Annotated in this window: 20 protein-coding genes, 1 tRNA gene and 1 riboswitch; of the genes, 5 read left to right on the forward strand and 16 right to left on the reverse strand. The window is 45.7% G+C overall.

Annotated elements, in window-relative coordinates; translation table 11 throughout:
* Window positions 1-162: 162 nt before the first annotated feature.
* The 6 genes from dnaG to NIASO_RS01565 form a co-directional block, all read right to left on the reverse strand.
* The gene (gene dnaG / locus NIASO_RS01535; RefSeq protein WP_008581995.1) at window positions 163-2187 is read right to left on the reverse strand and encodes a DNA primase; all 2025 of its coding nucleotides are present in this window, start codon (window positions 2185-2187) and stop codon (window positions 163-165) included.
* Between the two features lie 129 nt (window positions 2188-2316).
* The gene (gene arr, locus NIASO_RS01540; protein ID WP_008581993.1) at window positions 2317-2715 is read right to left on the reverse strand and encodes an NAD(+)--rifampin ADP-ribosyltransferase; all 399 of its coding nucleotides are present in this window, start codon (window positions 2713-2715) and stop codon (window positions 2317-2319) included.
* A gap of 100 nt (window positions 2716-2815) precedes the next feature.
* Window positions 2816-2962 (reverse strand): hypothetical protein, encoded by a 147-nt coding sequence (locus tag NIASO_RS01545; protein WP_157547172.1) that lies wholly within the window; start codon window positions 2960-2962, stop codon window positions 2816-2818.
* A 455-nt stretch (window positions 2963-3417) separates the two neighbouring features.
* Entirely contained in the window at window positions 3418-4584 is a 1167-nt protein-coding gene (locus NIASO_RS01555) for a toxin-antitoxin system YwqK family antitoxin (RefSeq protein ID WP_084568262.1), read from the reverse strand.
* A 126-nt stretch (window positions 4585-4710) separates the two neighbouring features.
* A complete protein-coding gene (locus NIASO_RS01560; RefSeq protein ID WP_008581989.1) occupies window positions 4711-5382 on the reverse strand; it encodes a gluconate 2-dehydrogenase subunit 3 family protein in 672 nt (223 codons plus the stop codon).
* 79 nt (window positions 5383-5461) lie between these two features.
* Complete coding sequence (locus NIASO_RS01565) at window positions 5462-7204, reverse strand: GMC oxidoreductase (protein WP_008581987.1); 1743 nt, start codon at window positions 7202-7204, stop codon at window positions 5462-5464.
* A gap of 158 nt (window positions 7205-7362) precedes the next feature.
* Between NIASO_RS01565 and NIASO_RS01570 the strand changes: the two genes are divergently transcribed.
* The 3 genes from NIASO_RS01570 to NIASO_RS01580 all read left to right on the forward strand — a co-directional run bounded on the left by NIASO_RS01570 (window position 7363) and on the right by NIASO_RS01580 (window position 11052).
* The gene (locus tag NIASO_RS01570; protein WP_008581986.1) at window positions 7363-7992 is read left to right on the forward strand and encodes a DUF4230 domain-containing protein; all 630 of its coding nucleotides are present in this window, start codon (window positions 7363-7365) and stop codon (window positions 7990-7992) included.
* Window positions 7993-8103: 111 nt separating this feature from the next.
* Window positions 8104-9549 carry a Gfo/Idh/MocA family protein gene (locus NIASO_RS01575; RefSeq protein WP_008581984.1) on the forward strand — a complete coding sequence of 482 codons (1446 nt, stop codon included), beginning with the start codon at window positions 8104-8106 and terminating at the stop codon, window positions 9547-9549.
* 57 nt (window positions 9550-9606) lie between these two features.
* Entirely contained in the window at window positions 9607-11052 is a 1446-nt protein-coding gene (locus NIASO_RS01580) for a Gfo/Idh/MocA family protein (protein ID WP_008581982.1), read from the forward strand.
* 186 nt (window positions 11053-11238) lie between these two features.
* Here the strand turns inward: NIASO_RS01580 and NIASO_RS01585 are convergent, their stop codons facing one another.
* Complete coding sequence (locus NIASO_RS01585; RefSeq protein WP_008581980.1) at window positions 11239-13479, reverse strand: TonB-dependent receptor; 2241 nt, start codon at window positions 13477-13479, stop codon at window positions 11239-11241.
* A gap of 73 nt (window positions 13480-13552) precedes the next feature.
* Window positions 13553-13660, reverse strand: a riboswitch (TPP riboswitch).
* 333 nt (window positions 13661-13993) lie between these two features.
* On the opposite strand from NIASO_RS01585, the gene NIASO_RS01595 reads away from it, so the two are divergent.
* Window positions 13994-14065: transfer RNA gene (locus NIASO_RS01595), tRNA-Met, on the forward strand.
* A gap of 100 nt (window positions 14066-14165) precedes the next feature.
* Here NIASO_RS01595 and NIASO_RS20140 read toward each other — a convergent pair.
* From NIASO_RS20140 to NIASO_RS01635, 9 genes are all read right to left on the reverse strand, one after another.
* Window positions 14166-14354 carry a hypothetical protein gene (locus NIASO_RS20140; RefSeq protein WP_157547174.1) on the reverse strand — a complete coding sequence of 63 codons (189 nt, stop codon included), beginning with the start codon at window positions 14352-14354 and terminating at the stop codon, window positions 14166-14168.
* A gap of 83 nt (window positions 14355-14437) precedes the next feature.
* A complete protein-coding gene (locus NIASO_RS01600; protein ID WP_008581978.1) occupies window positions 14438-15445 on the reverse strand; it encodes a YncE family protein in 1008 nt (335 codons plus the stop codon).
* Between the two features lie 313 nt (window positions 15446-15758).
* The gene (gene lepB / locus NIASO_RS01605; RefSeq protein ID WP_245605211.1) at window positions 15759-17156 is read right to left on the reverse strand and encodes a signal peptidase I; all 1398 of its coding nucleotides are present in this window, start codon (window positions 17154-17156) and stop codon (window positions 15759-15761) included.
* A gap of 206 nt (window positions 17157-17362) precedes the next feature.
* Window positions 17363-19042: a S8 family serine peptidase gene (locus tag NIASO_RS01610; RefSeq protein WP_008581974.1), complete on the reverse strand. Its 1680-nt coding sequence runs from the start codon at window positions 19040-19042 to the stop codon at window positions 17363-17365.
* Between the two features lie 143 nt (window positions 19043-19185).
* Window positions 19186-20709 (reverse strand): L-piperidine-6-carboxylate dehydrogenase, encoded by a 1524-nt coding sequence (amaB, locus tag NIASO_RS01615; protein ID WP_008581973.1) that lies wholly within the window; start codon window positions 20707-20709, stop codon window positions 19186-19188.
* A 382-nt stretch (window positions 20710-21091) separates the two neighbouring features.
* On the reverse strand, window positions 21092-21925 hold the full coding sequence (locus tag NIASO_RS01620; protein WP_008581971.1) for a hypothetical protein: 834 nt from the start codon (window positions 21923-21925) through the stop codon (window positions 21092-21094).
* 3 nt (window positions 21926-21928) lie between these two features.
* Window positions 21929-22303, reverse strand: a complete 375-nt coding sequence (locus NIASO_RS01625; protein WP_008581969.1) for a GntR family transcriptional regulator — start codon at window positions 22301-22303, stop codon at window positions 21929-21931.
* Between the two features lie 9 nt (window positions 22304-22312).
* Window positions 22313-23107: a hypothetical protein gene (locus tag NIASO_RS01630; protein ID WP_008581966.1), complete on the reverse strand. Its 795-nt coding sequence runs from the start codon at window positions 23105-23107 to the stop codon at window positions 22313-22315.
* Window positions 23108-23113: 6 nt separating this feature from the next.
* Entirely contained in the window at window positions 23114-23953 is an 840-nt protein-coding gene (locus NIASO_RS01635) for an ABC transporter ATP-binding protein (RefSeq protein ID WP_008581964.1), read from the reverse strand.
* Window positions 23954-24227: 274 nt separating this feature from the next.
* On the opposite strand from NIASO_RS01635, the gene xylA reads away from it, so the two are divergent.
* Window positions 24228-25556 carry a xylose isomerase gene (xylA, locus tag NIASO_RS01640; protein WP_008581962.1) on the forward strand — a complete coding sequence of 443 codons (1329 nt, stop codon included), beginning with the start codon at window positions 24228-24230 and terminating at the stop codon, window positions 25554-25556.
* Window positions 25557-25584 lie beyond the last annotated feature (28 nt).

The following is a 25584-nucleotide window of genomic DNA, read 5'->3' on the forward strand; positions in this document are numbered from 1 at the left end:
TGCAATCGCATTCCTGATGGGCCGGGTATTTGCCAGGCGTCATTTGCAAAATTGCACTGTGTATAAAAAGCTTAGGTAAAACCCTGTAAGGGTGATGGGAAGAAATGAATAGTCAATAGTCGCTGATTCGCAGATGTGGCGGAACATTGAACCTGTAACTGTCTACTGAATAATCACCGTTCCCAGGATATTAGTGATCTCCCGTTCCATATCTTTTAACGATTTGTGAATAAAGTGCAGTTCGCGGAATTTGGAGTCGTTTAGTGCTGAGGCCATATCCTCCTGGTTCTGCAATAACATCCGCTTGATCTTTTTTAGTTTGAGATATTGAATGGCCGATTCCACCTTTTGATTGGTGCGGTCTTCCGAAATTAATTTGTATTTGTTCAGGTCGTTTTCATTACCCTTGCTGATCACTTTTGAAAAGGCTTCAAACGATTGGCTGAAGAGGTCGCGTTGGTACCCGGTATTATCGCTAAAATCCGAGGCCCACCGGTCGCTTTCTTCGTAAGGGTGATTGAGTAAGGAAACAGCGAAAGCACTAAGCTTCTTATCGTCATTGTAAATGAAATATTTGTCGTTGAGCAAACCCGGATTGTTGTGCAGGAGTTTTTTTACAGAGGTTATTAATTGATTTACATCGGTGTCGTCAATTTCAAGTTCATCAATCTCGTCAAAGACATGCTGCGCCACCAGGGTTTGTTCATCCCAGGGGCGGTTACCATATTCCAGTAATATCCTGGCCAGCTCTTTTTCCTGCAGTTGATCTTTAAACAACAGGTCAAAAGTGGCGTCATCAAAACCGGATGTTTCGGCCGCTGCACTGTTTTTTTCTTTTTCAGTATTGCTTTGGGCCTTACGTTCGAGGCTGGCTACCCGGTCGCGGATATATTTATTTACCAGGGCGTGCAGTCCGGCCTCATCAATAGCCAGTATGGCTGCTGATTCCTTTATATAATCCTGCTGTTTGGTAAAGTCCTCCGCTTTATTAATTCGACTGATAGACTCAGCGATCTTGTTGACCAGTTCTGATTTTTTTACCGGGTCATCGCCAATGGATGCCAGGGAAGATTCCAGTTGGAAAAGAATAAAATCTTTTTTATTCTTTTTAATAAACTCAGTAAAGGCACCGGCGCCTATTTTATTTACAAAACTATCCGGGTCTTCCTTATCAGGGATCAATACCAGCTTCACATTCAGACTTTCTTCCAAAGCCAGGTCCAGCCCGCGCAACGCTGCTTTTACACCAGCCGCATCGCCGTCATAAATGATCGTAAGATTGTTGGTGTATTTTTTTATGAGGCGCAATTGGTCCACCGTTAACGAAGTTCCCCCAGAGGCGACCACGTTTTCAATGCCTGCCTGATGAAGGGAGACCACGTCAGTGTAGCCCTCAACGAGTAAACATTCATCCGCCTTTTCAATGGCGGTGCGCGCAAAATACGAGCCATAAAGTATCTTACTTTTAACGTAGATCTCGTTTTCGGGCGTGTTAATATATTTGGGCGCTTTATCCGTCGTTTTCAAAATGCGCGCACCAAAGCCCAGCACTTTCCCGCTATGATTGTGAATCGGAAAAATAACCCGCCCGCGATAGTTATCCGCGAGGGCGCCATTGCGTTCCGCGACCAACCCACTTTTTAATAAGAGTTCCTTGTTATACTGTTTCGACAACGCCTCCCGCGTGAAAGCATCCCTGTCGTTGGGAGCATACCCCAGCCGGAATTTTTCTATGATCCCCTCACGAAACCCCCGCTCTTTAAAATAGCTGAGGCCGATCAGCCTGCCTTCTTCAGATTCCGTTAATGCTTTTGTGAAAAATTGCTCAGCAAAATTATTAATGATGAAGAGACTGTCTGCGGTTTGATATTGCTCGCGTTGTTCGTCGCTGGCAAAGGTTTCTTCTACTTCGATTCCGTAGCGGTTGGCCAACCATTTCAGGGCTTCCACATAACTGTATTTCTCATGCTCCATGATGAAGCTGATGGTGTTGCCGCTTTTGCCGCAACCGAAACATTTGTATATTTCTTTAGAGGGAGAAACAGTGAAGGAAGGCGTTTTTTCGTTATGAAAAGGGCAGAGGCCCAGGTAGTTGGCCCCCCTTTTTTTCAATTTTACAAATTCACCTACCACGTCCAGTACGTCGATGCGGGAAAGAATATCCTGTATGGTATTTTGGGAGATCACGGGCCGAAATTACGATTTTAAGACGTAATGTTTCAGGCGTTCATTTAACCCAACGAAGCCAGAGGTTATTCCGCTGAATAATTTCGCAGATCCCGCTGGATCAAATTTCACCCTACAGCATTTAGGGAATTAATTAATAATTTCCCCTTTAATATTCGCCAGTTTTTCGTTCCATTGTTGACGTTCCCCGGGCGTTAATCTTACCCAATCGGTTAGCTCACCAATGACCTTCAACGGCGCCTGGCTACGATAGGAGCGGGTGGGGTTGCCCGGGAATTTTTTGTCCGTAACGTTGGGGTCGTTTTCAAAGCTTCCTGTTGGCTCAACGATATAAATGCGCTCATCCCCGTCCCCTTTGGCCAGTGCAGCGGCCAGTCCCGCCCCATTGGCAAGAGCGGTAAAATAAATGTGGTTCATGATGATCTCCGGCTGGTAATTCGACCGGAATCCTGCGGTCAGTAAATCACCCACCTGCAGATCTGCCTTCGTTCCATGGTAAAAGGGTCCATTGTCTAAAATATCCGTCATTCAGGTTTGTTTTTATGAATTTGTTCCAATGCCATTCTTTTTAAGTTAAACAAAACCCACCACTATAATGTGATGGGTTTGGCTTATAGTGCAGTAGTATTTATTTCCTGCAACAGGAGCTTCCCGGGTAACAGCAAGCTTTCCCCGGAGCACAACAATCTGCTTTTTTGGGCGCATTGTTGTTGGCATATAAAGCAGCACTCATGAGCATTAACGCTAAAGAAATGCCGGCAACTAATTTTTTCATTTTATTCAATTTAAATGGTGAAATATCTTTTTCTTTTGAACTTAAACCGTTTCCGGCGGGTGCCAAAAGTCCTGGATATAAAAAGATACAACGCTGTCATTTGATAACCCGGTTTTTTTTGATGAAGTAAAAAGGGGGATCAGCGAAAATATTGGTTCGTTTGAATTGAGAAAGTAACTATTGGAGCAGACTAAAAACGGGTTATCGCAGTGCCCGTTTTTGCAAGGGTAATTGCTTTTTTCCTGGGCCGGGGATGACCTTTTGCACATTCCGGTACAGCAGTCATGTGCAGGTTGCTCCTTTGCGGTTACAATGAAATTGCCCAATACAGGCTGAACTGCTAAAAACAGCACTACTACCGCAAGTATGGCCGATATGATTTTCATTGTATTCCTAAAGGTAGCACTTTAATTAAAATGTTGCGTGCTGCATATTGGGATATTATGACGAGGGGCTCAGTTAGTGGCTGTTCTTCCCTGGCAGTAGTCGGATAAAGCTTCAATTATCATTTTTGTTTTGTTGCCAAGGAACACAGCTTTTTGAAGATCAGCACAAATCTTTTCTTGTTCACCTGCGGGAACAGGAACTTTGTCGGCAGCAGCTAAAACGGTCACGTCCCGATTCTTTGACAATGTTCTGCTATTGGCAAATTGATATTTTCTGATTCTTGCAAACGCCCGGTTGGCTAAAGCCGTCGCCATGTAGGGCTCGTAGAATAGCGCTTTATCCAGATCTGCGATGGCATCATCAAATTGAAAATCATTTAATTTAATTGTGCCTCTTGAAAAATAGGCATCGGCAAAACTGCTATCCAATTCGAGGGCTTTTGAACAATATTTGATCGCGGCTTTTATATCTCCTTCTTTGTTGCTTTCATTGCTTTTTTTCATCAATTGGTTTATTCTTACAAGATTTGGGTCAGGTTCAACTTTACCTTTTTTAATAAAGACTTTTTCTTTTATTCTTCCCGTAGAATAATACCTGGTTGCAGTGTCAAAGAGTTCGCCCTTGAAATAATTGCTAAGTAGTTTAACTTTTCCGTTTGGGAAATAACTTTCCCAAATCCCTTCTTCTTTACCATCTGCAAATATTCCTTTTTGACGTAAGGTGCCATCCTCATAATATTCTTTAGCCAACCCATTTTCAATCCCGTCTTTGTAATATTTTTCTGCTTCTATTTTGCCGTTTTGATAATACATGGTGCGACGGCCATTTACTAAACCGTTTATAAATGCGCCATCACCTTGTTTTTTCCCGCTGTAGTAGTAGTCGATAAAGGGGCCGGAGTAGGGATTGTTATGGAAAAGCCACACGCCATTTTTCCTTTCCATTTGTTTTGTCGAAGGTATTTGCCTTAAGCTGTCAGCTCTGTTTCTATATTCTTTTGTAAATACAAATGTTACACCATCAAACTGCGCGTAACCTAAACGATTCAGTGTGTCTTTATTTTTTATAATCGTAATATCGGCAACATCGGTTTGCTGAATTTCATCCCCCTGTTGCGGATCGTCTATGACAGGAATCGAGTCAACAACAAACATTATTTTATCAGCGATAGTCTGGCCGGATGTATTAAGTAATGATAAAAAGAGCACTGAAAGAAGCAATATCGTTTTAAGCATAGTTGAAGGTCTCAGGTAGTTTGGTTAATAAGTCGAAAATATGCCAAAGTTCCCGGCGTAAAATTAGTATAATATAAAAAGCCACGAATAATTCATGGCTTTACTTTTATCTGGTAGTTTACGTTATCACGGAAAGCTAACGCATTCTTTCAGCTCTCTATCGGTATACGCCAGTCCGTACTGTTTTAACACATCATCCGGAACGCCATTCCACTGATTGGGCTGATTGCCGGCATACCCCAGGTCTTTTACACCTATGGCGGTGGAATAGAAGCCGGTGGCCGTGAGGTCCCGTATCTGGCTAAAAAAAGCAACGCCCTGGCTCAGCTCAGGTTTGCCCTTGGCCCGCTCAGGGTAAGCGATCAGATCTACCATTGCTATACGTTGCTGCTCTGTGCAGTCTTTGAAGGGTTTGCCATATCTGTTCAGACACTGCAGATCCAACCAGCGTAACCCACCTCTGAGGGGCGTTTGCAATTTGGGTTGATCCTTTACTGTAAACTGGATAAACTCAGGAACTTTAGCGTCGGTGGCACTGCCGCTTACGGCGTCTTTTGGAATGATGATGTCTGTCAGGATGGTGATGGTTGCCATTTCATGGGCATCAAAAAAATCGGGGAGGGCATCCACTTCTTTTTCATGAATTTTTTCATCTTCATAACGATGCACTGCTCCTTCTTTTTCCGCACCGGCAGTTGTTGCCGCTTCTTTTTTTTCATTGGTGTTACAACCAATGGCCAATGCGCCGGAAGCCAAAGCCCCCGCAGCTATGTATTTGAGCGAATCACGTCTTTTCATATTGATATGTTTGAGGTTAGAAGTTTAAAGTTTGATGTTGGTGCTAACGTCAGATATCAAACCTTAAACATCAAACCTGTTAAAGATTTTGTTTTTTCATTTCATCAATAATATACTCGCTGGCCCGCATGCTTAAGGCCAGGATGGTCCAGGTGATATTCTTATTGGCCTGTGAAGTGAACTGGCTGCCATCTACACAAAACAATGTTTTACAATCATGCGCCTGGCTCCATTTATTTAATGCCGAACTTTTGGGATCATCGCCCATGCGTGCCGTACCGGCCTCATGAATAATATAACCCGGTTTATCAATACCGTAATTTTTCTCGGGCCCGTCATCTCCCCAGGTAATTACAGCGCCCATATTGTGCATGATCTCTTTGAAGGTTTCTTTCATATGCTTGGCCTGCTTTACCTCATAATCGCTCAATGTTACATTAAACTTCAAAACGGGGATCCCGTATTTGTCCACCACCTTGGGATCGATCTCGCAGCGGTTATGCTCAAAAGCAATGGCTTCACCGCGACCGGCCATGCCTACTGACGCACCATAGAAATAACGCTGATCTTCTTTAAAAGACGCTCCATAACCCCCGGCTTCTTTCTTCTTGCCGTTTACCGGGTATTTGCCGTTTAAATTTTCCAGGCCCATTCCAAATCCATAGGAGGGCTGACCGCCAAAGCCTCCCCAGTATTCGATATGATATCCCCGGGGGAAATCCAGCTTTTTATCATCGCCCCACCAGGGGGAGTATACGTGCATACCGCCTACACCATCTTCATTGTAGCGTTTTCTGCCAAACAATTCGGGGAGGTAACCGCCCATGGCAGCACCGGTACTATCCTGCAGGTATTTGCCCACCACATTACTGCTGTTGGCCAGCCCGTTCGGATGACGCTGTGATTTTGAGTTCAGTAAAAGCCGTGCCGTTTCGCAGGCGCTTGCTGCCAGTATTACCACGCGGCCATCCACCTGGTATTCCAGCATATCGGCTTTGTTGATATAGGAAACGCCGGTAGCCAGTCCTTCCGCATTGGTCAGTACCTCGCGCGCCATGGCGTCGGCGATCACATCCAGCTTGCCGGTTTTCAGCGCGGGGTAGATCAATACGTTTGAGGAAGAAAAATCGGCCTTGGCCATACTACAGTTTCTGCCGCATTGGGCGCAGAAAAAGCAGGAGCCGCGGTCGTCGTTTAATTTTTTTGTCAGGATCGACAGGCGGGAGGGGATCACCGGCACATTGGCTTTTTGAGCCCCTTTCTTAATAAACAATTCATGCAGCCGGGGTTTGGGCGCCGGCAAAAAAATGCCGTCCGGTTCGTTGGGCAGGTTCTCCACACTTCCGAATACGCCAATCAACTGATCTACTTTATCATAATAAGGTTTTATATCGTCGTATCCAATGGGCCAGTCGGCGCCAACGCCGTCATGACTATACCCTTTAAAATCCCTGGGCCCAAAACGCAGGGAAATGCGTCCCCAGTGGTTGGTTCTTCCCCCCAGCATCCGTGCGCGGAACCATTCCCATTCGGTGCCGGTTTCCTTGGTGTAAGGTTCGCCTTCAATATCCCAGCCCCCATAGCAGGCGTCCAAATCCCCGAAAGGGCGGTATTTTGTAGCGCGTCCCCGGCGTTTGGAGTCCCAGGTGTTTTTGAGCTGGTATACTTCTTTTTGCGGATTATACATGGTGCCGGCCTCGATCAAACACACGCTCAAACCAGACTTCGACAAGGTATAAGCAGCCATACCCCCGCCCGCACCGGAGCCCACGATCACTACATCATATTTCTTTGCTTGTTTCTTGATTTGCAACTCTTTCATTCAAATGGCCATTTAATTTTATTGAATAATGCGAGACAAGATACAACGAAATGTTTGAAATTAAACGGGCATTTTTGAAAGTAATTTATAAGAATGGTTGTTTCGCTGATAAAAGGTTATTTTTAAATCGGATTTTAATTTTAGTGAAATAAAAAGTAATGCAAAAAGGCTGTTTACCTATAATTATTTTTCTCTGCGCTATCGCCATTGGGGTGCTTGCCTACCTGCTGGGGAAAAAGAACGGAACGAAGACCACGCAGCAGGTTGCCCTGAACGTGGCATTAGTACAGGAAATTGCGGAGCTGGCATCACTTGAAGTGCAGGGGACGGCTACCATCAAGACCACTAACATCGCTAACGACGGAACGGTAACAGATGCATTTAAAAAAATGTTTGCGGAACGTACGGCTACTATTTCAATTCCTTATACTGCCAAATATGGGGTGGCGCTGAAAGGGCAGCAGATCACTATTGAAGCAAAAAATAAACAGGTACAAATTGTACTACCCACACCGCAGCTATTGAGTTATGAACTGCGTATGGACCGGGCGGATGCTTTAACAAAGCGGGGGATGCTGCAATCGCCGGATGAAGATTATTTTGCGTCTGTTGAAAAGCAGTTATACACTTCATCAAGGGCGCAACTGGAATCAAATACCGTTTATGCAGCACAATCAAAGGATAAGATCCGGAAAATCCTGGAACAATATTATGCGCCTATGCAATTTAAAGTGATAGTCACCTTTAAAGATGAGCTGAAAAGTAAAGTCATTGATCAGCGATATTGACCATTATTCAATAAAAACTGCGAAAAACAAATAAAATGTTAATTGTTTTCAGAGAAAAAGACTATTTTTCTACTCCTAAAACCATTTAGCCAAAAAAAATTTTAAGCCATTATGAAAGGAAAAAAGAACGATTCAAGAAGGAAATTTATTAAAAATGCCGGTATGGCGGGGACGGCTTTCTTCATTGTGCCGCGTCATGTGCTGGGTCAGGGTTTTATTGCCCCCAGCGATAAACTGAACATTGCGGGGATTGGCGTTGGGGGAAAAGGCCAGGGCGATATTGCTGAGTTTGCAAAAAGCCCTAAAGTGAACATCGTTGCATTGTGCGACGTGGATGACCGGGCGGCAGCTACTTCCAGAAAAAACTTCCCCAAGGCAAATTATTATAAAGATTTCAGGGAGATGCTGCAAAAGGAGGCCAAAAATTTCGATGCCTGCAATATCAGTACACCGGATCATACCCACGCGGTAGCTACTTTAGCCGCCATGCAAATGGGCAAGCACGTTTATACACAGAAGCCTTTAACGCATGATATTTTTGAAGCACGTACCCTGGCGCAGGCAGCAAAAAAATATAAGGTAGTAACGCAAATGGGCAACCAGGGTGGCTCCGGGGATGGAGTACGCCGGATGAAAGAATTATATGATGCAGGCCTGATCGGGGATATTGTGGAGGCGCAGGCATGGACCAACCGCCCGATATGGCCGCAGGGCGTACCGAAGCCTACCGGAAAATTTGAAGTGCCAAAAGAGCTGGATTGGAATCTTTGGCTGGGTACAGCTCCTAAAGATGACTACAACCCCGGGCTGGTTCCTTTTAACTGGCGGGGTTGGTGGAATTATGGTACCGGCGCACTGGGAGATATGGCCTGCCATATTATGGACCCTATTTACCGGATCCTTCCTATTGATTATCCCTCTTCCGCTGAATGCAGCATTGCCAACCAGTGGACAGGGATGAACCAGGAAGCCAATAATATTGACAGTTGCCCGGTAGCGTCTATTATTCACCTGGAATACCCGAGAAAAGATAAAAAGGGAACCCTTAAAGTATCCTGGTACGACGGCGGATTAATGCCCAAGCGCCCCGACGAGCTGCAACCAGAAGAAGCCTTTGGTAACTGGGATGGTGGAGTTTTATTTATTGGCACGAAGGGCAAACTGCTGGCGGATTGTTATGGCGCCAACCCAAGATTATTACCGCTTTCTAAAAATGATAGCGCCCAGGCAGTAAAACAAACGATTGCCCGCGTACCGGGCAGCGAGGGCGGCCACTACCTGCAATGGGTGAATGCCTGTATTGCCGGGTATGGTAAGGGAGTAACCAGCTCACCGTTTGAATATGCCGGACCGTTTACAGAAAGTATTTTGATGGGGAACCTTGCCATAAGAAGTGCGCTGTATATGGATCCCAGCGTATCCGGTTGGGGCAAGAGCAAATTTACCGGCCGCAAGAAATTGCTGTGGGATGCAAAAGCAATGAAGATTACCAACTTTGATGAGGCCAACCGGTTTGTAAAAAGAACCTACCGGGAGGGGTGGAGCCTTACTTTGTAAACAGAAAGTGTTTATAACTGATTTTTCAATACTGTTTTATTAAATCTTTTATTCATCATGAGTCAAAAAAAGGAGAATTCAAGAAGGAAATTCATCAGAAATTCGGCACTCGCCGGAGGCGCATTTTTTATAGTGCCGCGTCATGTTTTAGGAAGGGGATTTGTAGCGCCCAGCGATAAATTATTAGTAGCGGGCGTGGGTGTGGGCGGAAAAGGCGCCGGAGACATCAGCATGTTTGCCAAAAGTGGCAATGCCGAAATTGCATTTTTGTGCGATGTGGACGATCGCCCGGGAGCAAAGGCCCGGCAAAAATACCCTAAGGCAAAATTTTACCAGGACTGGAGAGAACTGCTGGAAAAAGAAAGCAAGAATTTTGATGCCGTTAGCGTAAGTACGCCGGATCATACCCATGCCATTGTGGCCTTTCATGCCATGCAATTAAAGAAGCACGTGTATGTGCAGAAACCATTAACCCATGATATCTGGGAATCGCACATGCTGGGCGAAGCGGCAAAACGTTATAAAGTAGTAACCCAGATGGGCGACCAGGGCTCTTCTAATGATGGGGTACGCGACCTGAAAGAATGGTATGAAGCCGGACTGATCGGTGAAATTGAATCCGTTCATTGCTGGACCAACCGTCCGGTTTGGCCCCAGGGGCTGGCCTGGCCCGATAAAAAACCGCCCGTTCCCCAGGAACTGAACTGGGACCTGTGGCTGGGTACCGCACCTAAAAGGGACTATGAAGATAATGTAGTGCCCTTCAACTGGCGTGGCTGGTGGGATTATGGTACCGGAGCGCTGGGTGATATGGCCTGTCATATCGTTGGGCCGGTATTTAAGGTGTTGGGACTTGGCTTCCCTACCGAAGTAACCTGTAGTACCAGTACGATTTATACGGGCAATTTTAAACAGGGGTATTATCCCGATAGCCCGCCGGTTTCTACTGCTGCCCACTTCAAGTACAAGGGTAAAAATGGAAAAGACATTAAGCTGCATTGGATGGACGGAGGTATACAGCCGGAGCGCCCGGAAGAGTTAGGCCCAAATGATATTATGGGTAGCCATGACGACCGGGGCAACGGGGTGATCTTCGTGGGCACCAAGGGCAAAATGATGTGCGGGGTTTACGGATTGAACCCAACATTACTGCCGGCTTCGAAAATGCAGGGGTTGAATGTTGCTAAAAAATATGCCCGGGTTCCGGGCGGTGCCGAGGGGCACTATAAGCAATGGGTGGACGCCTGTATCGCCGGTTATGAGAAGGGACATAAAATGGTGGATTCTCCCTTCATCGGCTATGCCGTTCCGCTTACCGAAAGCATCCTGATGGGGAACCTGGCCATCCGCAGCTTTAATTATAAAGATGCTGAAGGGAAATTCCCGGGCCGCGGTATTACCCTCAAATGGGATGGTGATAATATGAAAGTAACCAATTTTGACGCCGCCAATCAATACGTAAAACGTACGTATCGTGAGGGCTGGCCGGAATTGAAGTTTTAGAATAAGAAAACGCAATTAGAAAAGCCGTCATTTCGATGCGCCCGACGCAGAAGGGAGAAGAGAAATCTAATTATCGCTAAAAGAGATTTCTCCGCTCGCTTCACTGCGTTTCGCTCGGTCGAAATGACGGCTTCTTTGTTTGTGTCTGGTATCGTATAACACAAACTGATTAGTGCCGCAGCGTACTTACAGCGTAAAACTCAACCCCAGGTTCCAGTTGGTGCCGGCCTGCGGAAAATAATAATTCTCTGTTGTAAGCGCGCCACCTGTTACATAACTATAAGTATAACCGTTGTTTTCATATTTTTTATTGAGCAGGTTGTTTACCATTACGACCACACTAATATTTTTGAATGTCTTTGTGCCTAGTTCGTACCGCAGCCGCAGATCTGTTAACGCATAAGGATTAATACTTTTCATTTTATCTGAAGCATTGTCCAGGTATTGCCGGCTGATGTATTTCTCCAGCAGGTCCAGGTATAAATGCTGGTCGCCGGTTAATTTGTAAAAAGGTTCCAGCGTCAGGCTTCCGCCTACGATGGTATTAGGAGAAAGGGAGATATCGGTGTTCTTATATTGCTGCGACACTTGTCCTCCCGCATCATAATCATCGGCATATTGGGTAATGCTGCTGATCTTATTCCTGCTGAAAGTGGTGTTGGCATTGAACTGTAGCCATTGATTGGGTCTGATGCCGGTAGTTATTTCCAGTCCGGCGCGATAGCTTTTATCTACATTGGTACGTGCGTAGGCGCCCACATCATTGATCTTCCCGGTCAGGATCAGTTGGTTTTTATATTGCATATAATACCCGGTTACACCCGCCTGGAAAACAGCAGAACGGTATTCATATCCGGCCTCAAAATCCTGCAAATGTTCGGGTTTGGGCTGTTCCTGCAAACCCGCTTCAAAATCATCACGGCTGGGTTCCTTATTGGCAATGGCATAGGATGCGTAAATTTTGCCCTTGTTGTTGATGAAATAACTTAGCCCGACCTTGGGATTGAAAAATTGATACCGGTTGCTTATATCCATGGTTGGCGCTTCCCGGAACCCGTTAATCGTATAGATTACATTACGGTATTGGAGATCCGCAAAGCCATAGAAGTTGGGCGCTATTTGTTGCTGCAGTTTGGCATAGATATTAAAATCGCCTTTGAATGAAGGCAGGTTATACCAGCGGTAATCCAATGGAACACCATAATCGGCCCAGGTTACATAGCCATAATTTTTACCATCGTAACGCGTATAAGCTCCGCCCAAAATAAAGTTAGTTTTAGCAGTAACATAACTGGTTGAGAAAACGGTACCGTAGTAATAATTATCCAGCCAAAGCTGCCGCGTAAGGTTGGTGGTGCTAAGGGTATCGCCCGGCGCCGCAACAAAATTGGGCAGGTTGTAAGTGGCAAATGATTCCCCGTTTTTATATTCATTATAATAGCCTTTGCCACGCGTAAGAAAAGTGGCAAGGTTCAGCGACCAGTTGCTGTTTATTTTCTGATTCAGGAACAACTGGTAGTAGTCCTGCCAGTAATTATCGGTTTGGTTATTATAATAGTGCGTGCTGTCGATCTGTCCTAAAGTATTGGTTCTTCTGCCTTGCTGATCAAGGGCGGTTTCATAATTAAAAGTGGAAGGATTGTCCTTGTCCGTAAAGGCCACGCCCAATCCGTTCCAGGCCTGCCCGGTACGTTCTTTTCCGGTCAGGTAGTTAAACTTGATATTGGTTGCCTGGTTTTTTGAGGTCCAGGAACCGATCAGTTGTGCCGATGAAAGATCCGAGGAAGAGCGATCAACATACCCGCTGGAGCTCATTTTGGACAGGCGCACATCAAATTGAAATCCGCCTTTTAACAGGCCCGTGCCCGCACGCAGCGTGTGTTTCCAGGTATTATAAGAACCATAAGCGTTGCTGACGGCAGCGCCAGCCTCCTTGCGCTGCTCCAGGTTGGAAATATTAATGGACCCGCCAAATGCGCCTGCGCCATTGGTAGAGGAGCCAACGCCCCGCTGGATCTGGATGGTGGAGGTAGAGGAGGCCAGGTCGGGCAGATCCACAAAAAAAGTACCCTGCGATTCGGGATCATTCACCGGGATGCCGTTTAGGGTTACGTTAATGCGGGTCATGTCTGTGCCACGGATCCGCAGCGATGAATAACCCACGCCCAAACCATCATCTGCATTTACGATCAGCGACGGTGTCTGATTTAAGAGATAAGGCATGTTTTGCCCCAGGTTTTGTTTGGACAGCTCCTTGGCCGTTACGTTGGAGGTTGCAAACGGTGCACGGGTGCTCAGGCGCAGTGATCGCACCTCAACCGGCGATAGAAGATAGAAACTGTCTGACGTTGCACGGGATGTATCCGTTTGTGCAAACAATGTTGGTGCTGCCAGTAGCAGGCAGCCGGAAATGAAAATCCTCTTCATTTGTTTTTTTCATTTTGAAATTTCCGCCAGTGGCGGAAGGGTTAAAAAAAATAATGAGAGGGAAATGCTGAAAAAGAAAGGAGGCATCCTTCCCTGCGCAGGCATTACCCTGATCAGGTTTACGGGTATTATCTCAGCCGTCATTCGCCTGTGGCGAAATCCAGCACCCCGGGAACACTGAAAACTTAATTTGCTTGTAATTATTTCTAAACAAGCACGCTTTCATTTTTTTGAAAGAGCGGATGCGAAGCTATAAAAAAAATGAATACAAAAGAGATTTGTGTTTTTTATTGTTATTTTAACTCTTGGTTACAAAAAGGCCTCCCGCAGATAAACGCTGATTTTTTCGTAGATAAAAAATAAAAATCGATCCGCGAAGGTCAGCGCTGCATTTAGATCTGAGCTCCCGATGGCTATCGGGATCAGCGGGAAATAAAAGCAGTTAGCCAACAACAAATTCTAAATAAAATTTATGAAGCTTTTGTAATGTCGTTTTTTTATCCTATCTTTGCATCGCGAGGTAGAGCAGCGGTAGCTCGTCGGGCTCATAACCCGAAGGTCCCAGGTTCGATCCCTGGCTTCGCAACTAAACAGATCCCGTCTTCAGGACGGGATTTTTGTTTTTGTGCCTGATCCATAGCGAGGTTATTTCCGGCAAAGAATTGTTGCACATTGACTTTAACCTGCTAAACCTTCTGCTGAAAAGATTGCGCCACCTGCAAGCCTGATGACCCGGTGACCGTTGTTCCCTGAGCGGGGCCTCTTACATAAAAGAAATAATCACCGGCATTAACCGAATGAAGCCAATATTCATCCTGCCCATCCGTAGACACTTTACTATCATATTGCGAGAGTGGTAGATTTGGATCCGTCAATATTCCTTTTTTTACATAAATATCAGGGCTGATCACATTTCGCCCCTGGTAATTAACGTAAAAATGAATGATATGCCGGCCTGTTATTCTTTATAAACAATCAACGAGGCTGGTTTGCTGCTCCCGGCAGGTGCGGCTACTACCAACAGTTGCTGCTGTGGTATAAACAGTGAGGTGCGTGCCCCTTTACGGGTAAGCATATTGGCTACCTGTTTATAAGTGCCCTGCCCCTGTTGCTGATATACGCTTAAATAACCATCGCCACCGCTTGCGTATATTTCAGACGTTTTACTGTTATAATACAGGTCGTCTGCATCCCCAGCCATAGCCATAGTGCTGATATCCTTTCCGGTACGCCCATCCAGCACAACCAGCCTGGCAGGATGCCGATACCCCACAAAAACCCGGTGTAATTGCGGGTCTACGGCCATCGGGAAATTAGCGGTAAGGTTACTCTTCGTCCACCGGGCAACAAAGGATGCCGTTTTTAGATCTATTACGCCCACCATTTTTGCATCAGGAATATTTACATACAGCCGGTTCAGTTTTTTATCAACCTGGAAAGATTCCGGGTGCCCCGGCAATTTAATATTGCTGATTAGTTTATGCGTTTTAGCATCGATGATCGCCATTCCGCCTTGCCCATATCCAACATAGACCCTGTTTTCGACGGAATCATACCGCACATCATCCGCATCGGATCCTAAATGGATGCTACCTGTTTTTGTGAAACGGTGCGCGTCATAAAAATACCCGTCGCCATTTCCGCCATTGGCGACAAATATTTCCTGTTGCTGTGAGATATAGCCCACGCCCTGCGGTTCATCCAGCCCCGTAAGGCTTCGAATAATTTTACCGCTGTTGAGATCCGCAACTTCCAGTGTATTATTGCCTAAAGCCGCTACATATACTACCTGGTCCTTCAGGTTAACATCCATATGATCGATACGTCCTTTTACGCCAGGCAGCGGTAGCTCCTTTATTTTTTGCAACAGATCTGTTCCAAAGGCAGGCTGCCCGTTACAACTTGTAAAACAGTAACAATTAACCCCCAGCAGGCATAAAAACAGTATGTATTTTTTTACTACCATTTTCAAACACTAACGATTTTGCAAAAAACTAAACTACCACAAAGCTACAGGCAAATTTTGGAGAAATATTGCCAGATAATAGCCTGCCGTTTTATAATTGTTCATAAAAATATATTCAATTTTATTATCGGCTACAAGGCTGAAAAGATGGGATCCCATTTTTTGATCATTATGACTGCTAATCGTAATCAGGCCTGCAAGAATATCAAAAATACAGAAATAAAAAAACAGACCCGGAGGTAAATCCGGGTCTGTTTAGTTGATAAAGGCTTTAAGGATCAGGCATCACTAAGCCCTTTGCTGATCCAGATAGCTAATGAATGATTTTGAAGAAACGTTTCCATCTGGGGCCGTTCTCATAACTGAACCAGATCATGGCCGCTTTACCTACCACATGATCTTCCGGTACAAAGCCCCAATAACGGCTGTCCTGGGATTTATGACGATTGTCGCCCATCATCCAGTAATAGTCCATTTTAAATGTGTATTTGTTGGTTGGTATGCCATTGATAACGTAGGTGCCATTTGGATTTTCGACCAGTGTATTTTTTTCATACACCTGGATAGCACGGCGATACAAGGCGATGTTTTGAGGCGATAAGGTCACTGTTGCGCCTTTTTTGGGTACCCATAGCGGGCCAAAATTATCCCGGTTCCATCTATAGTTCAACGTATCAAAAGGGAAGGTGGTTCCTTCCACATAGCTTGCGGGGAACGACTCCTTAATAATGCTATTGGGGTCAACAACGGGAAGCTTTTTTAAAATATCCAGTTCCGGAAGCGTCAGGTTTATTTTGTATTCGCCGTTAACTATTGAGAAGTCTGGATTATCGCTTTCCATATTCAGCCGGATCTTGGCCTCTCTCAGGAAATCTACGTCAACGGCCACATTATTTCTTGTTTTAAAGAAATAAAATGTGGAGGACGTAGGAGAAATAAAGCCCGGCTGGTTGTTGATATAAACGATGCCGTCAACAATCTTCAATGAATCGCCGGCAACGCCGATACATCTTTTGATATAGTTATCGGTTTTATCAACAGGATGCACCGCCAGTGGCTGATATTCAGGGTCGCTCAATACGCGGTCCCTGCCCAGGGCGCGCTCGAACATATAATAGGGCAGTGCAGATTGATACCCGTCTTTATTGATCACGGTATCCCCTTCGGGGAAATTAAACACCACACAATCATTTCTTTTTACCGGGGAGGCAAACCAACGGATATAGGGCAGTTCTATCAGCGTAGTATATGATTTCATGGTGCTGCCCGGCAAATAGTTGTGCACAAACGGAACAGAAAGGGGCGTATTGGGAATGCGCGGTCCGTAGCTGAACTTGCTTACAAACAAATAATCATTAATTAACAGGGTCTTTTCCATGGAGCTGGAAGGGATCACATAAGCTTCAAAAATGAACACGCGGATCAGTGTTGCCGCCACCACGGCAAAAACAGCCGCATCTACCCATTCGCGCCAGCCGGGTTTCTGATGTTTTTTTACGCCCTCGGGGCCAATAAACCGTGCATCTTTATTATTGGCGAGCCAGGGAAAATAAAAGGGCGCAAAAATAGAAGCGCATAAATGATCTAAAAAAGAAAACCGGCAGAAGACCTTGCTGAATTCGATAAAGATCCCCGGTGTTATAAACCATCCCACCACAGGGATAAATTGCCAGAACACCCAATGCTTCGGCCGTTGGGCTATGTCCTGCATTACCCAGGTGTTATAAAATGGGATATAGGCTTTCCAGGATTCCCTGCCGGCGATTTTAAACAGTTTTGCTAATCCAAAGGAAGGTAGCAATACTAAAAGGGTACTAATTAAATAAACTACAAGTAAATGGTGCAGTGGCATCTATTCAAACTATTTTAATCAGCAAATTTATTGTAAACGAATAACAATGTGCGGTTTACTTTTACTTAATGCTTTTTGGGCGCCTGTTTTTTAACGGGTGAGGGCGATGGAGCCGGTCGGGCGCTTCCTCCCTTTGCTTTATAGGTATCGGCCAGTTTTACTGCCTCATAAGCATTTACGATGCCACCGGTAACGCACAGGTCAGACAAATGTACTTTGGCGCCGGTACCCGGATTAGTAACAAGAACGGTTGGTTTTACTACCGACTTTTCGATAATTTCTTTCACCTGAGCGGCGGAAAGGTCAGGGTAATAACTCATAACCAACGCAGCAATACCTGCCACTACGGGGGAAGCCATACTGGTGCCTTGCTCATTTCCATAGCGGTTACCTAATGGAAGTGTTGAGTAAATGCGCACACCGGGGGCGAAAACATCTACTTCCTTTTTACCATAATTGGAAAAACTTGCAGCAATACCGCTTTGCTCATTGGGACCACTTGCACCAACGGTGATCCAGGTGGCGGGTCGTGTTTTATCCAAATAATAAGCCGACGGAAAGTTATAGGTAGAATCATTGTTCTGGTTATCATTACCGGCCGCATGTACTAGTAAAACGCCTTTCTTAACGGCATATTTAACAGCGTCGTCCACCCATTTTTTTTCAGGAGAATAGGCTTTACCAAAACTCATATTAATAACGCGCGCGCCATGATCCACTGCAAAACGGATCCCTTCAGCAATATCTTTGTCGTGCTCATCTCCGTCCGGAACGGCACGCACGCTCATGATCCGGACGTTGTCTGCAACACCATCCATTCCCACACCGTTATTGCGTGCAGCGCCGATGATCCCCGCCACATGGGTTCCGTGCAGCGGCGCATTTTCGTCTACGGTAAGATTATTGTTGCCATAGTTTTTATCGTTGATATCATTGTAGTTGTCTTTTACCACGGGATCGCGGTAATCTTTTGGCGGTTGCTTCCGGTTGTTTATTTTCTGCACATCGTTATCCATCTGGTCGAACAACTCCTTATTCGTGATATCGTTATTGTCATTTGCCTGGCACACATTCAGGAGAAAACTCTTCATTTGTGCAGCGTTGGGTGTTGTAGGATTGTAGCCAGACAGGTCTTTGCCGCTGTATACTTCTTTTTTCATATCAAAACGGATGGTGCCGTCTCCTTTACGCAGCAGGTCCATCGACCTTAGAATAAATTCATCCTGTGAACCATCGTCTTTAAAAACCTCTCCTTTGGCCCGCACCCACATATCATATTGGTCTTTTTCGGCAGCGGGCACCTGTGAGGCGGTTTTGTTTTCGTATTTGCTTTTTAATCCCCAATACACCCGGGCGGCTTCATAGGAATCTTTGGTTACGTTCTCTTTCCCATCCCGGCTTCCCAAAAAATTCCAGCCATGCACGTCATCAATATAGCCATCGTGGTCATCATCGATCCCGTTTCCGGGGGTTTCGCCTGCGTTTACCCATAAAACGGATTTCAGGTCCTCATGGGTGGTATCGATCCCCGAGTCTACAATACCTACCGTAACCGGTGTGCTTTTCCTGTTTTTTGATTTCAGGAAATCATAGGCTTTATCCAGACTGATACCGTAATAACCATCTGTTTTAAGGTCTTTCAGATGCCATCCTTCGGGAACAGTGCTGGAGGATTGTGCCCAACCCGCCAAGGCGATTAATGCAGCGGTGGCCGACAACCCGGTCTTTTTCATTAATTTATTCATGTATTAATTCTGTTTAATATAAATGGTAAAAGGAAACAAAAGTAAAGCATCCGGCCTTAAGAATATCTTAAAGCCCCTTTTTACCAGGAATAGGAGGGGTTGCGCCCTCCGGGAAGTTGCAACGTTTATTTTTTTAGCTTTTTTTAAACAGTAAACTGAATGCCTTGTGCCAGGGGCAGGGTAGTGCTGTAGTTAATGGTGTTGGTTTGCCGGCGCATATAATTTTTCCAGGCATCGCTTCCGCTTTCGCGGCCACCGCCGGTTTGTTTTTCACCTCCAAAAGCGCCTCCGATCTCTGCTCCGGAAGTGCCGATATTTACATTGGCAATGCCGCAGTCGCTGCCGGCGCTCGACAGGAACCATTCCGCTTCGCGCAAATTAAGTGTCATAATAGCGGAAGAAAGCCCCTGTGGCACCGCATTCTGGATCCTGATGGCTTCCTCCAGGTTTTTGTATTTTAATAAATAAAGTATGGGAGCAAAGGTTTCCTCCTGTACAATTTTAAAAGAAGATTGAACTTCTGCAACACAGGGTTGCACATAACAGCCGCCCTTATATGCGTTTCCTTGCAACTGCCCGCCTTCCACCAGAAACCGGCCGCCCTCTTTTTTGCAGGCGGCAATCGCATTTAAATACAATTGTACGGCTGCCTTGTCAATAAGCGGCCCTACATGGTTGGCGGGATCCAAGGGATCGCCGATCTTTAACTGGGCATAGGCCTGTTTCAGTTTCTTTTTCACTTTATCATAAACCGATTCATGAATGATCAGGCGGCGGGTGGTGGTACAACGCTGACCGGCGGTGCCCACCGCTCCGAATAAAGCGCCCAAAACGGCTATATCCAGGTCGGCATCCCCCGAAATGATAATGGCGTTATTGCCGCCCAGCTCCAGGAGCGACCGTCCCAGCCGGGATGCTACCGCCGCGGCCACCGCTTTTCCCATGCGGGTAGATCCGGTGGCCGAAACCAATGCTATTCGTTCATCCTGCGCCAGCCATTCACCGGCTTCCCGCCCACCGGTTATTAAATTACAAACGCCTTCGGGCACGTTATTTTCCTTGAAAACGCCTGCAATAAGCTGCTGGCAGGCCACCGCGCAGAGGGGTGTTTTTTCGGAGGGTTTCCAGATGCAGGTATTGCCGCAAACCCAGGCCAGCATACTGTTCCAGCTCCATACGGCCACGGGAAAGTTAAAGGCCGATATAATGCCCACCACGCCCAGCGGATGGTACTGCTCGTACATCCGGTGGCCGGCCCGTTCGCTGTGCATCGTTAAACCGTATAATTGACGACTAAGGCCCACCGCAAAATCGCAGATATCGATCATCTCCTGCACTTCGCCCCAGCCTTCCTGCAGGCTTTTACCCATTTCATAAGAAACCAGCCGGCCCAGGGGCTCCTTGTTTTTTCGCAGGGTTTCGCCAATCTGCCGTACGATTTCGCCACGGCGGGGCGCCGGCCATTGCCGCCATGCCAAAAAGGCGGCCTGCGCTTTTTCCACAACTGCCTGGTATTCCTTTTCAGTGGTAACCGCCACCGTGCCGATGAGGCTTCCATCTACAGGAGTATAAGAGTCAATTGTTTTTTTCGAATACGGCTGCCATTCAGCGCCCGTGCTGGTTCCGGGGTTTTCCTTTTTCAGCCGCAGCTTTTTTAAAAAGTCCATAGTTGACCAATTTTGAATATGAAAATTACGAAAATTATTTTTCGGGTAACAGGGCTGTCACAAATTCCAGCGCCCCTTGCCGGGATGACCCAATTACAACCAGGCGTTGCTGGTACTGTTATTTTATTTGGACCTAAGGCGCTAATAAATTAAAATCCCCGCGGCCTCGCCTTTGTGCTGCTACCTGTTGCACAGAATGCACGAATGCGATTCAACACATGAGCCCGGCGCAGTCCGCCCCCGGGGATGAGCGGTCGGACAGGGAAGAGCAATTTCGTTATTAAAGAACGGGATCCCTCCCTCCGGTCGGGATGACGGTGGGGAAAAGGGGATCCCTTCCCCGGGGCTGGACGGTGGAAAATGGGTTGGATTTTTTGCAGCGCTATTGTGCCGTTGTTTTCGGGATTATTTTTCTTAACGCATTTCCCGATAAGATAACAGCGGCACTATCCGCCAGTTGTAATTGCAGGTTTTGCACCTGTGCATGGCCTACATCCAACAATGAATGTCCTGCAATAGCGGCAGTTACCGATCGGATGCTTATCGTTTCATCGAATTTTTTTTGTTCGGGCGCAGGCGGTCGGAAGTAAAATGTATTTCCGTTTTTCCCCTTAATTGTAATGCGTTGTTGGGTTGTATTTGATCCGGCCACTCTGTTGATGTCAGGCGATAGCTCAATTACTACATTGGAGGAATCGCTCTGGCGGATGTTAATAGAATCCATATCGCGCAAAAGGGTTTCTACCTCGAATTTAGACTTGCCGGTAATGGTTGCGGTGATCGTTTTTTGTTTCAGTTTCTGTATTTCAAAATTGATATTGTTTCCCGTAACAGACAACAATTCAGGGGAGAAAAGCCGCACCGGCGCTGCATTTGCCAGCCAGAATTTTTCATAAGGATTGGCGGGGACAGTATTAAAATTAAGATACAGCGTATCATTTTTTATATGGACATTTATCTTTCCTCCGTGTTCATTTATCCATTCCTGTAAAAGGCGTACCGATGATTTGTTGCTTGGTTCGTAGAAAATATGGGTATCGTTTCCGCCATTTATGACCAGGTGTTTGAAGGGCTGTTCCAGCACCTTGTTGTAAGTCCAGTACAGATCCGTTTTGTCCACTGCATCGTATTGTTTTTTCAGGATCATATTGGAGGACAGCAGGCCGGCGATCAGCACAAGGAAAATAAATAATAGTATTCGGGTTGTTGTCTTCATGATTTATTTTTTAAAATGTTCCTGTACAAATTTGTCGAACATTGGTTTCAATTCTTTGAGATCTATTTTTAGCAAAAAGAGGTTCCGGAAAAAAACGGGAAGCTCGTTCTCAATAAATTGTTCCCGTTTGAAGTCGAGGATCCGTTCCATGGCATCGGCTTCAATGAAATAGCCAATCCCTCTTTTGTTGCTGATAATGTTTTGCTGCTGCAGCAAATCGTAAGACCGCTGCACCGTATTGGGATTTACCTGTATTTGCGCTGCGAGCTCCCGGATGCTGATGAGCCGGTCGCCCAGGGCCCATTTTTTTAAAAGGATCTGTTCGCAAACGTATTCCGCTATCTGTATATATATCGCCGGATTTTCTTTAAACTCCATGTAGTCAATTTAAAATTCTTTTTCCCGCAACCGGATCAAAGGTAATAGCCACAAGATACCCGGAATTACATATTTTAACCCCATGCTAACAATGTTGCCAGCGCGCGTGGGCAGTATCAATGTGCCGGTTTCTTTTCCGATCGAAAGCACTACGTGATTATATGGGGCGGCGTCTACTACATTGCGGAATATTGAGAAGGCCATAAGCCAGTTTACACCGATGACGGTTAAGACAAGCAGCGTGATTGCAACGCTTGTTTTGATCAGCGCCGCTTTATTAAAATAAAGCCCTCCTGTGAGCATGAAACCTGTCGCCATCAAGAACATACTGTACACTTTCCAGGCATAGTATCCATTGAGGTCCAGCGTATAGATGCGCTCATATTGTTGTTTATAAAATAAGGAGGCGGGGTCCAAGCTGTTATGATACGCCTGTACAAAAATTACATCGGTTATATGAAAACAGCATAAGAAAAGCAAGGGGTAGCAGATGCCCGGGATGAGAAATGCGCATAACCATTTTTCAAGGAAGGAAGCCGGTAAGGTAAGATAAGAGCATCCGCTTGCGTTGGTGTTAAAATAGCCAAAAACAAAAGAAGTAAGCAAAAAGCTTCCGCCTGCCAGTCCCCAGACGAGTGTCATATTCTGCGCAGCATTAAATCCCACAAAACGCTTCAAAATGGCATACAATATTACTGAAAGCACCAGCAATAATGCCATAACTCCCCCGGAGAGTATCGGGCGCTCTGCGATTGTTTTTCTAAAAAGCAGCACAAATCTTTTCGCGTTGAATAGATCGCTCATAATAATTTATTTGGTGTTAAAAATTGATTTTGCTTTTTGCGGATTTCCTGTAATGGCATTAAACAGGTATTCCAGGTTTACCTGGGTGGTTTCGCTGGTCTTGTTTTCGCTTACAACGGCATAGCCCCGCAGTCCGGGTTCCGCATACAGCAGATCGTTTTCTGAGGGCAATGCATCTACTACTTTAAAGCTTAATTTGTTCTCAATTTCAGTGAGCGATGCCTGTAACAGCAATTCTCCATTGTCTACAATGATCACATTGTCGATCAGGTTATCCAGGTCGCGGATCTGGTGGGTGGAGATAAAGATCATTTTGTCCTCTGTAAAAACGGAGGCGATCAGTTTTCTGAACCGTATTTTGGAAGGGATATCCAGCCCGTTGGTGGGCTCGTCCAACAACAGGATCTTTGTATTACAAGCCAGCGCAAAGGCGATGATGAACTTCTTTTGTTGCCCGAACGAAAAGGTGTTTAGCTTGCCGGCGTCCTGAACTTCCAGTTGCTCCAGATACGCGTGAAACTGTTCTTCATTGAATAGGGGGTAAAAAGGCGCAAACAATTTTTGGTAGCCGTTTATCGTTAACGACGGCACATACACTTCCTCCGGAATAAAATAAATCGTTTGCAGAAAAGAGGGCAGTCTTTTTGCCGGTGTAAACCCGTTTACCAAAAGAGCGCCGCTGGTAGGAAATAACAAACCTGTAAAATTTTTAAGCAAGGTCGATTTTCCTGCGCCATTCTTTCCCAGCAATCCGTAAATACTTCCTACCGGAAGGTCCAGGTTCAGGTTTTTATACAACGGCTTTCTTTTTTTATACCCGAAGGATAGGTTTTTGACTTCAATCATTAGTGTACTAGTTAAGTAGTGCACTAAAATAGAGAAAATTTTCTATTTCAAAAAAAAAAGTGGAGTTTGCCTGCGACGATCTCCTTTTTACGCTGAATATTCATCAATACGCCCTTTTTGTGAGGGGAAATTAAATGACCGAAAAAATAGATAAAAATATTATGTAATCGATTACATTTTTATTAATATTGCGGGGTGATTTCATTTATGGGGATTTTTTCTAACGATGGTACCAGCGTATTCTCTATCTTAATATATTAAAAATAACACAATTATGGCTGTCCTTTTAGGTAACAAAGAGTATTTTAAAAATATACCGCAAATAAAATATGAAGGCCGGGAAAGCGATAACCCGTTGGCTTTTCACTGGTATGATGAAAACAGAGTAGTAGCCGGCAAAACGCTTAAAGAACATTTTCGCTTTGCCTGCGCCTACTGGCACTCGTTCTGTAACGAAGGCAGCGATCCTTTTGGCCCGGGTACACATCTATTTGAATGGAACCGGCAAACGGATGTAGTGGCGCGTGCTAAAGATAAAATGGACGCCGCTTTTGAGTTCATCACCAAAATGAACCTGCCCTTTTATTGTTTTCATGATGTGGACCTGGTAGATTATGGTACGAATATCATCGAAAACGAGCAGCGTTTGCAGGCTTTGGTAGACTACGCCCGGCAAAAACAAAAAGACAGCGGCGTTAAATTATTGTGGGGCACCGCCAACGTATTTTCTAATCCGCGTTATATGAACGGGGCTTCCACGAACCCGGATTTTCATGTGCTGTCGCATGCTGCTGCACAGGTGAAAGCAGCAATTGAGGCCACCATAACGCTTGGGGGTGAGGGCTATGTATTCTGGGGCGGACGTGAGGGGTACATGACCCTGTTGAATACCAACATGAAGCGGGAAAAAGAGCACCTGGCCCGTTTCTTACATACCGCAAAAGATTATGCCCGCAAGAATGGTTTTAAAGGCACTTTTTTGATAGAGCCCAAACCCATGGAACCGACCAAGCACCAATATGATTATGATTGTGAAACAGTGATCGGCTTTTTGCGCCAGTGGGACCTGCTGGATGATTTCAAAATTAATATTGAGGTGAACCACGCTACTTTGGCCGGTCATACTTTCCAGCATGAAATGCAGGTGGCAGCAGATGCCGGCGTGCTGGGCTCGCTGGATGCGAATCGCGGGGACTATCAGAACGGCTGGGACACGGATCAGTTTCCCAATAACCTGAACGAACTGACCGAAGCGATGCTGGTATTCCTGGAAGCAGGGGGCCTGCAAGGGGGCGGTATTAATTTTGATGCCAAGATCCGCCGCAGTTCTACGGATGCCGCGGATATCTTCTATGCGCATATCAGTGGCATGGACGCCTTTGCAAGAGCATTGATCACAGCAGATGCCATTCTGAATAAATCGGGTTATAAACAATTGCGTGCCGGCAGGTATGCTTCTTTTGACAATGGTAAAGGAAAGGCGTATGAAGAAGGTAAATTATCCCTGGAGGATTTGCGCGCCTACGCCATTGAAGCAGGCGAGCCGGCCCTTACAAGCGGCAGACAGGAATATCTGGAACAGATGATTAACCGGTATATTTAAGGAACGTTTATAGTTCATAGTTTATAGT

This window comes from Niabella soli DSM 19437 (assembly GCF_000243115.2).
Classification (GTDB): domain Bacteria; phylum Bacteroidota; class Bacteroidia; order Chitinophagales; family Chitinophagaceae; genus Niabella; species Niabella soli.

Coding starts and splice junctions, on each gene's coding strand:
- arr (WP_008581993.1), bottom strand. CDS start 2,715: ATGACGGATATTTTAGACAATGGACCCTTTTACCATGGAACGAAGGCA.
- NIASO_RS01545 (WP_157547172.1), bottom strand. CDS start 2,962: ATGAAAAAATTAGTTGCCGGCATTTCTTTAGCGTTAATGCTCATGAGT.
- NIASO_RS01555 (WP_084568262.1), bottom strand. CDS start 4,584: ATGCTTAAAACGATATTGCTTCTTTCAGTGCTCTTTTTATCATTACTT.
- NIASO_RS01560 (WP_008581989.1), bottom strand. CDS start 5,382: ATGAAAAGACGTGATTCGCTCAAATACATAGCTGCGGGGGCTTTGGCT.
- NIASO_RS01565 (WP_008581987.1), bottom strand. CDS start 7,204: ATGAAAGAGTTGCAAATCAAGAAACAAGCAAAGAAATATGATGTAGTG.
- NIASO_RS01570 (WP_008581986.1), top strand. CDS start 7,363: ATGCAAAAAGGCTGTTTACCTATAATTATTTTTCTCTGCGCTATCGCC.
- NIASO_RS01575 (WP_008581984.1), top strand. CDS start 8,104: ATGAAAGGAAAAAAGAACGATTCAAGAAGGAAATTTATTAAAAATGCC.
- NIASO_RS01580 (WP_008581982.1), top strand. CDS start 9,607: ATGAGTCAAAAAAAGGAGAATTCAAGAAGGAAATTCATCAGAAATTCG.
- NIASO_RS01585 (WP_008581980.1), bottom strand. CDS start 13,479: ATGAAGAGGATTTTCATTTCCGGCTGCCTGCTACTGGCAGCACCAACA.
- NIASO_RS01600 (WP_008581978.1), bottom strand. CDS start 15,445: ATGGTAGTAAAAAAATACATACTGTTTTTATGCCTGCTGGGGGTTAAT.
- lepB (WP_245605211.1), bottom strand. CDS start 17,156: ATGCAGGACATAGCCCAACGGCCGAAGCATTGGGTGTTCTGGCAATTT.
- NIASO_RS01610 (WP_008581974.1), bottom strand. CDS start 19,042: ATGAATAAATTAATGAAAAAGACCGGGTTGTCGGCCACCGCTGCATTA.
- amaB (WP_008581973.1), bottom strand. CDS start 20,709: ATGGACTTTTTAAAAAAGCTGCGGCTGAAAAAGGAAAACCCCGGAACC.
- NIASO_RS01620 (WP_008581971.1), bottom strand. CDS start 21,925: ATGAAGACAACAACCCGAATACTATTATTTATTTTCCTTGTGCTGATC.
- NIASO_RS01625 (WP_008581969.1), bottom strand. CDS start 22,303: ATGGAGTTTAAAGAAAATCCGGCGATATATATACAGATAGCGGAATAC.
- NIASO_RS01630 (WP_008581966.1), bottom strand. CDS start 23,107: ATGAGCGATCTATTCAACGCGAAAAGATTTGTGCTGCTTTTTAGAAAA.
- NIASO_RS01635 (WP_008581964.1), bottom strand. CDS start 23,953: ATGATTGAAGTCAAAAACCTATCCTTCGGGTATAAAAAAAGAAAGCCG.
- xylA (WP_008581962.1), top strand. CDS start 24,228: ATGGCTGTCCTTTTAGGTAACAAAGAGTATTTTAAAAATATACCGCAA.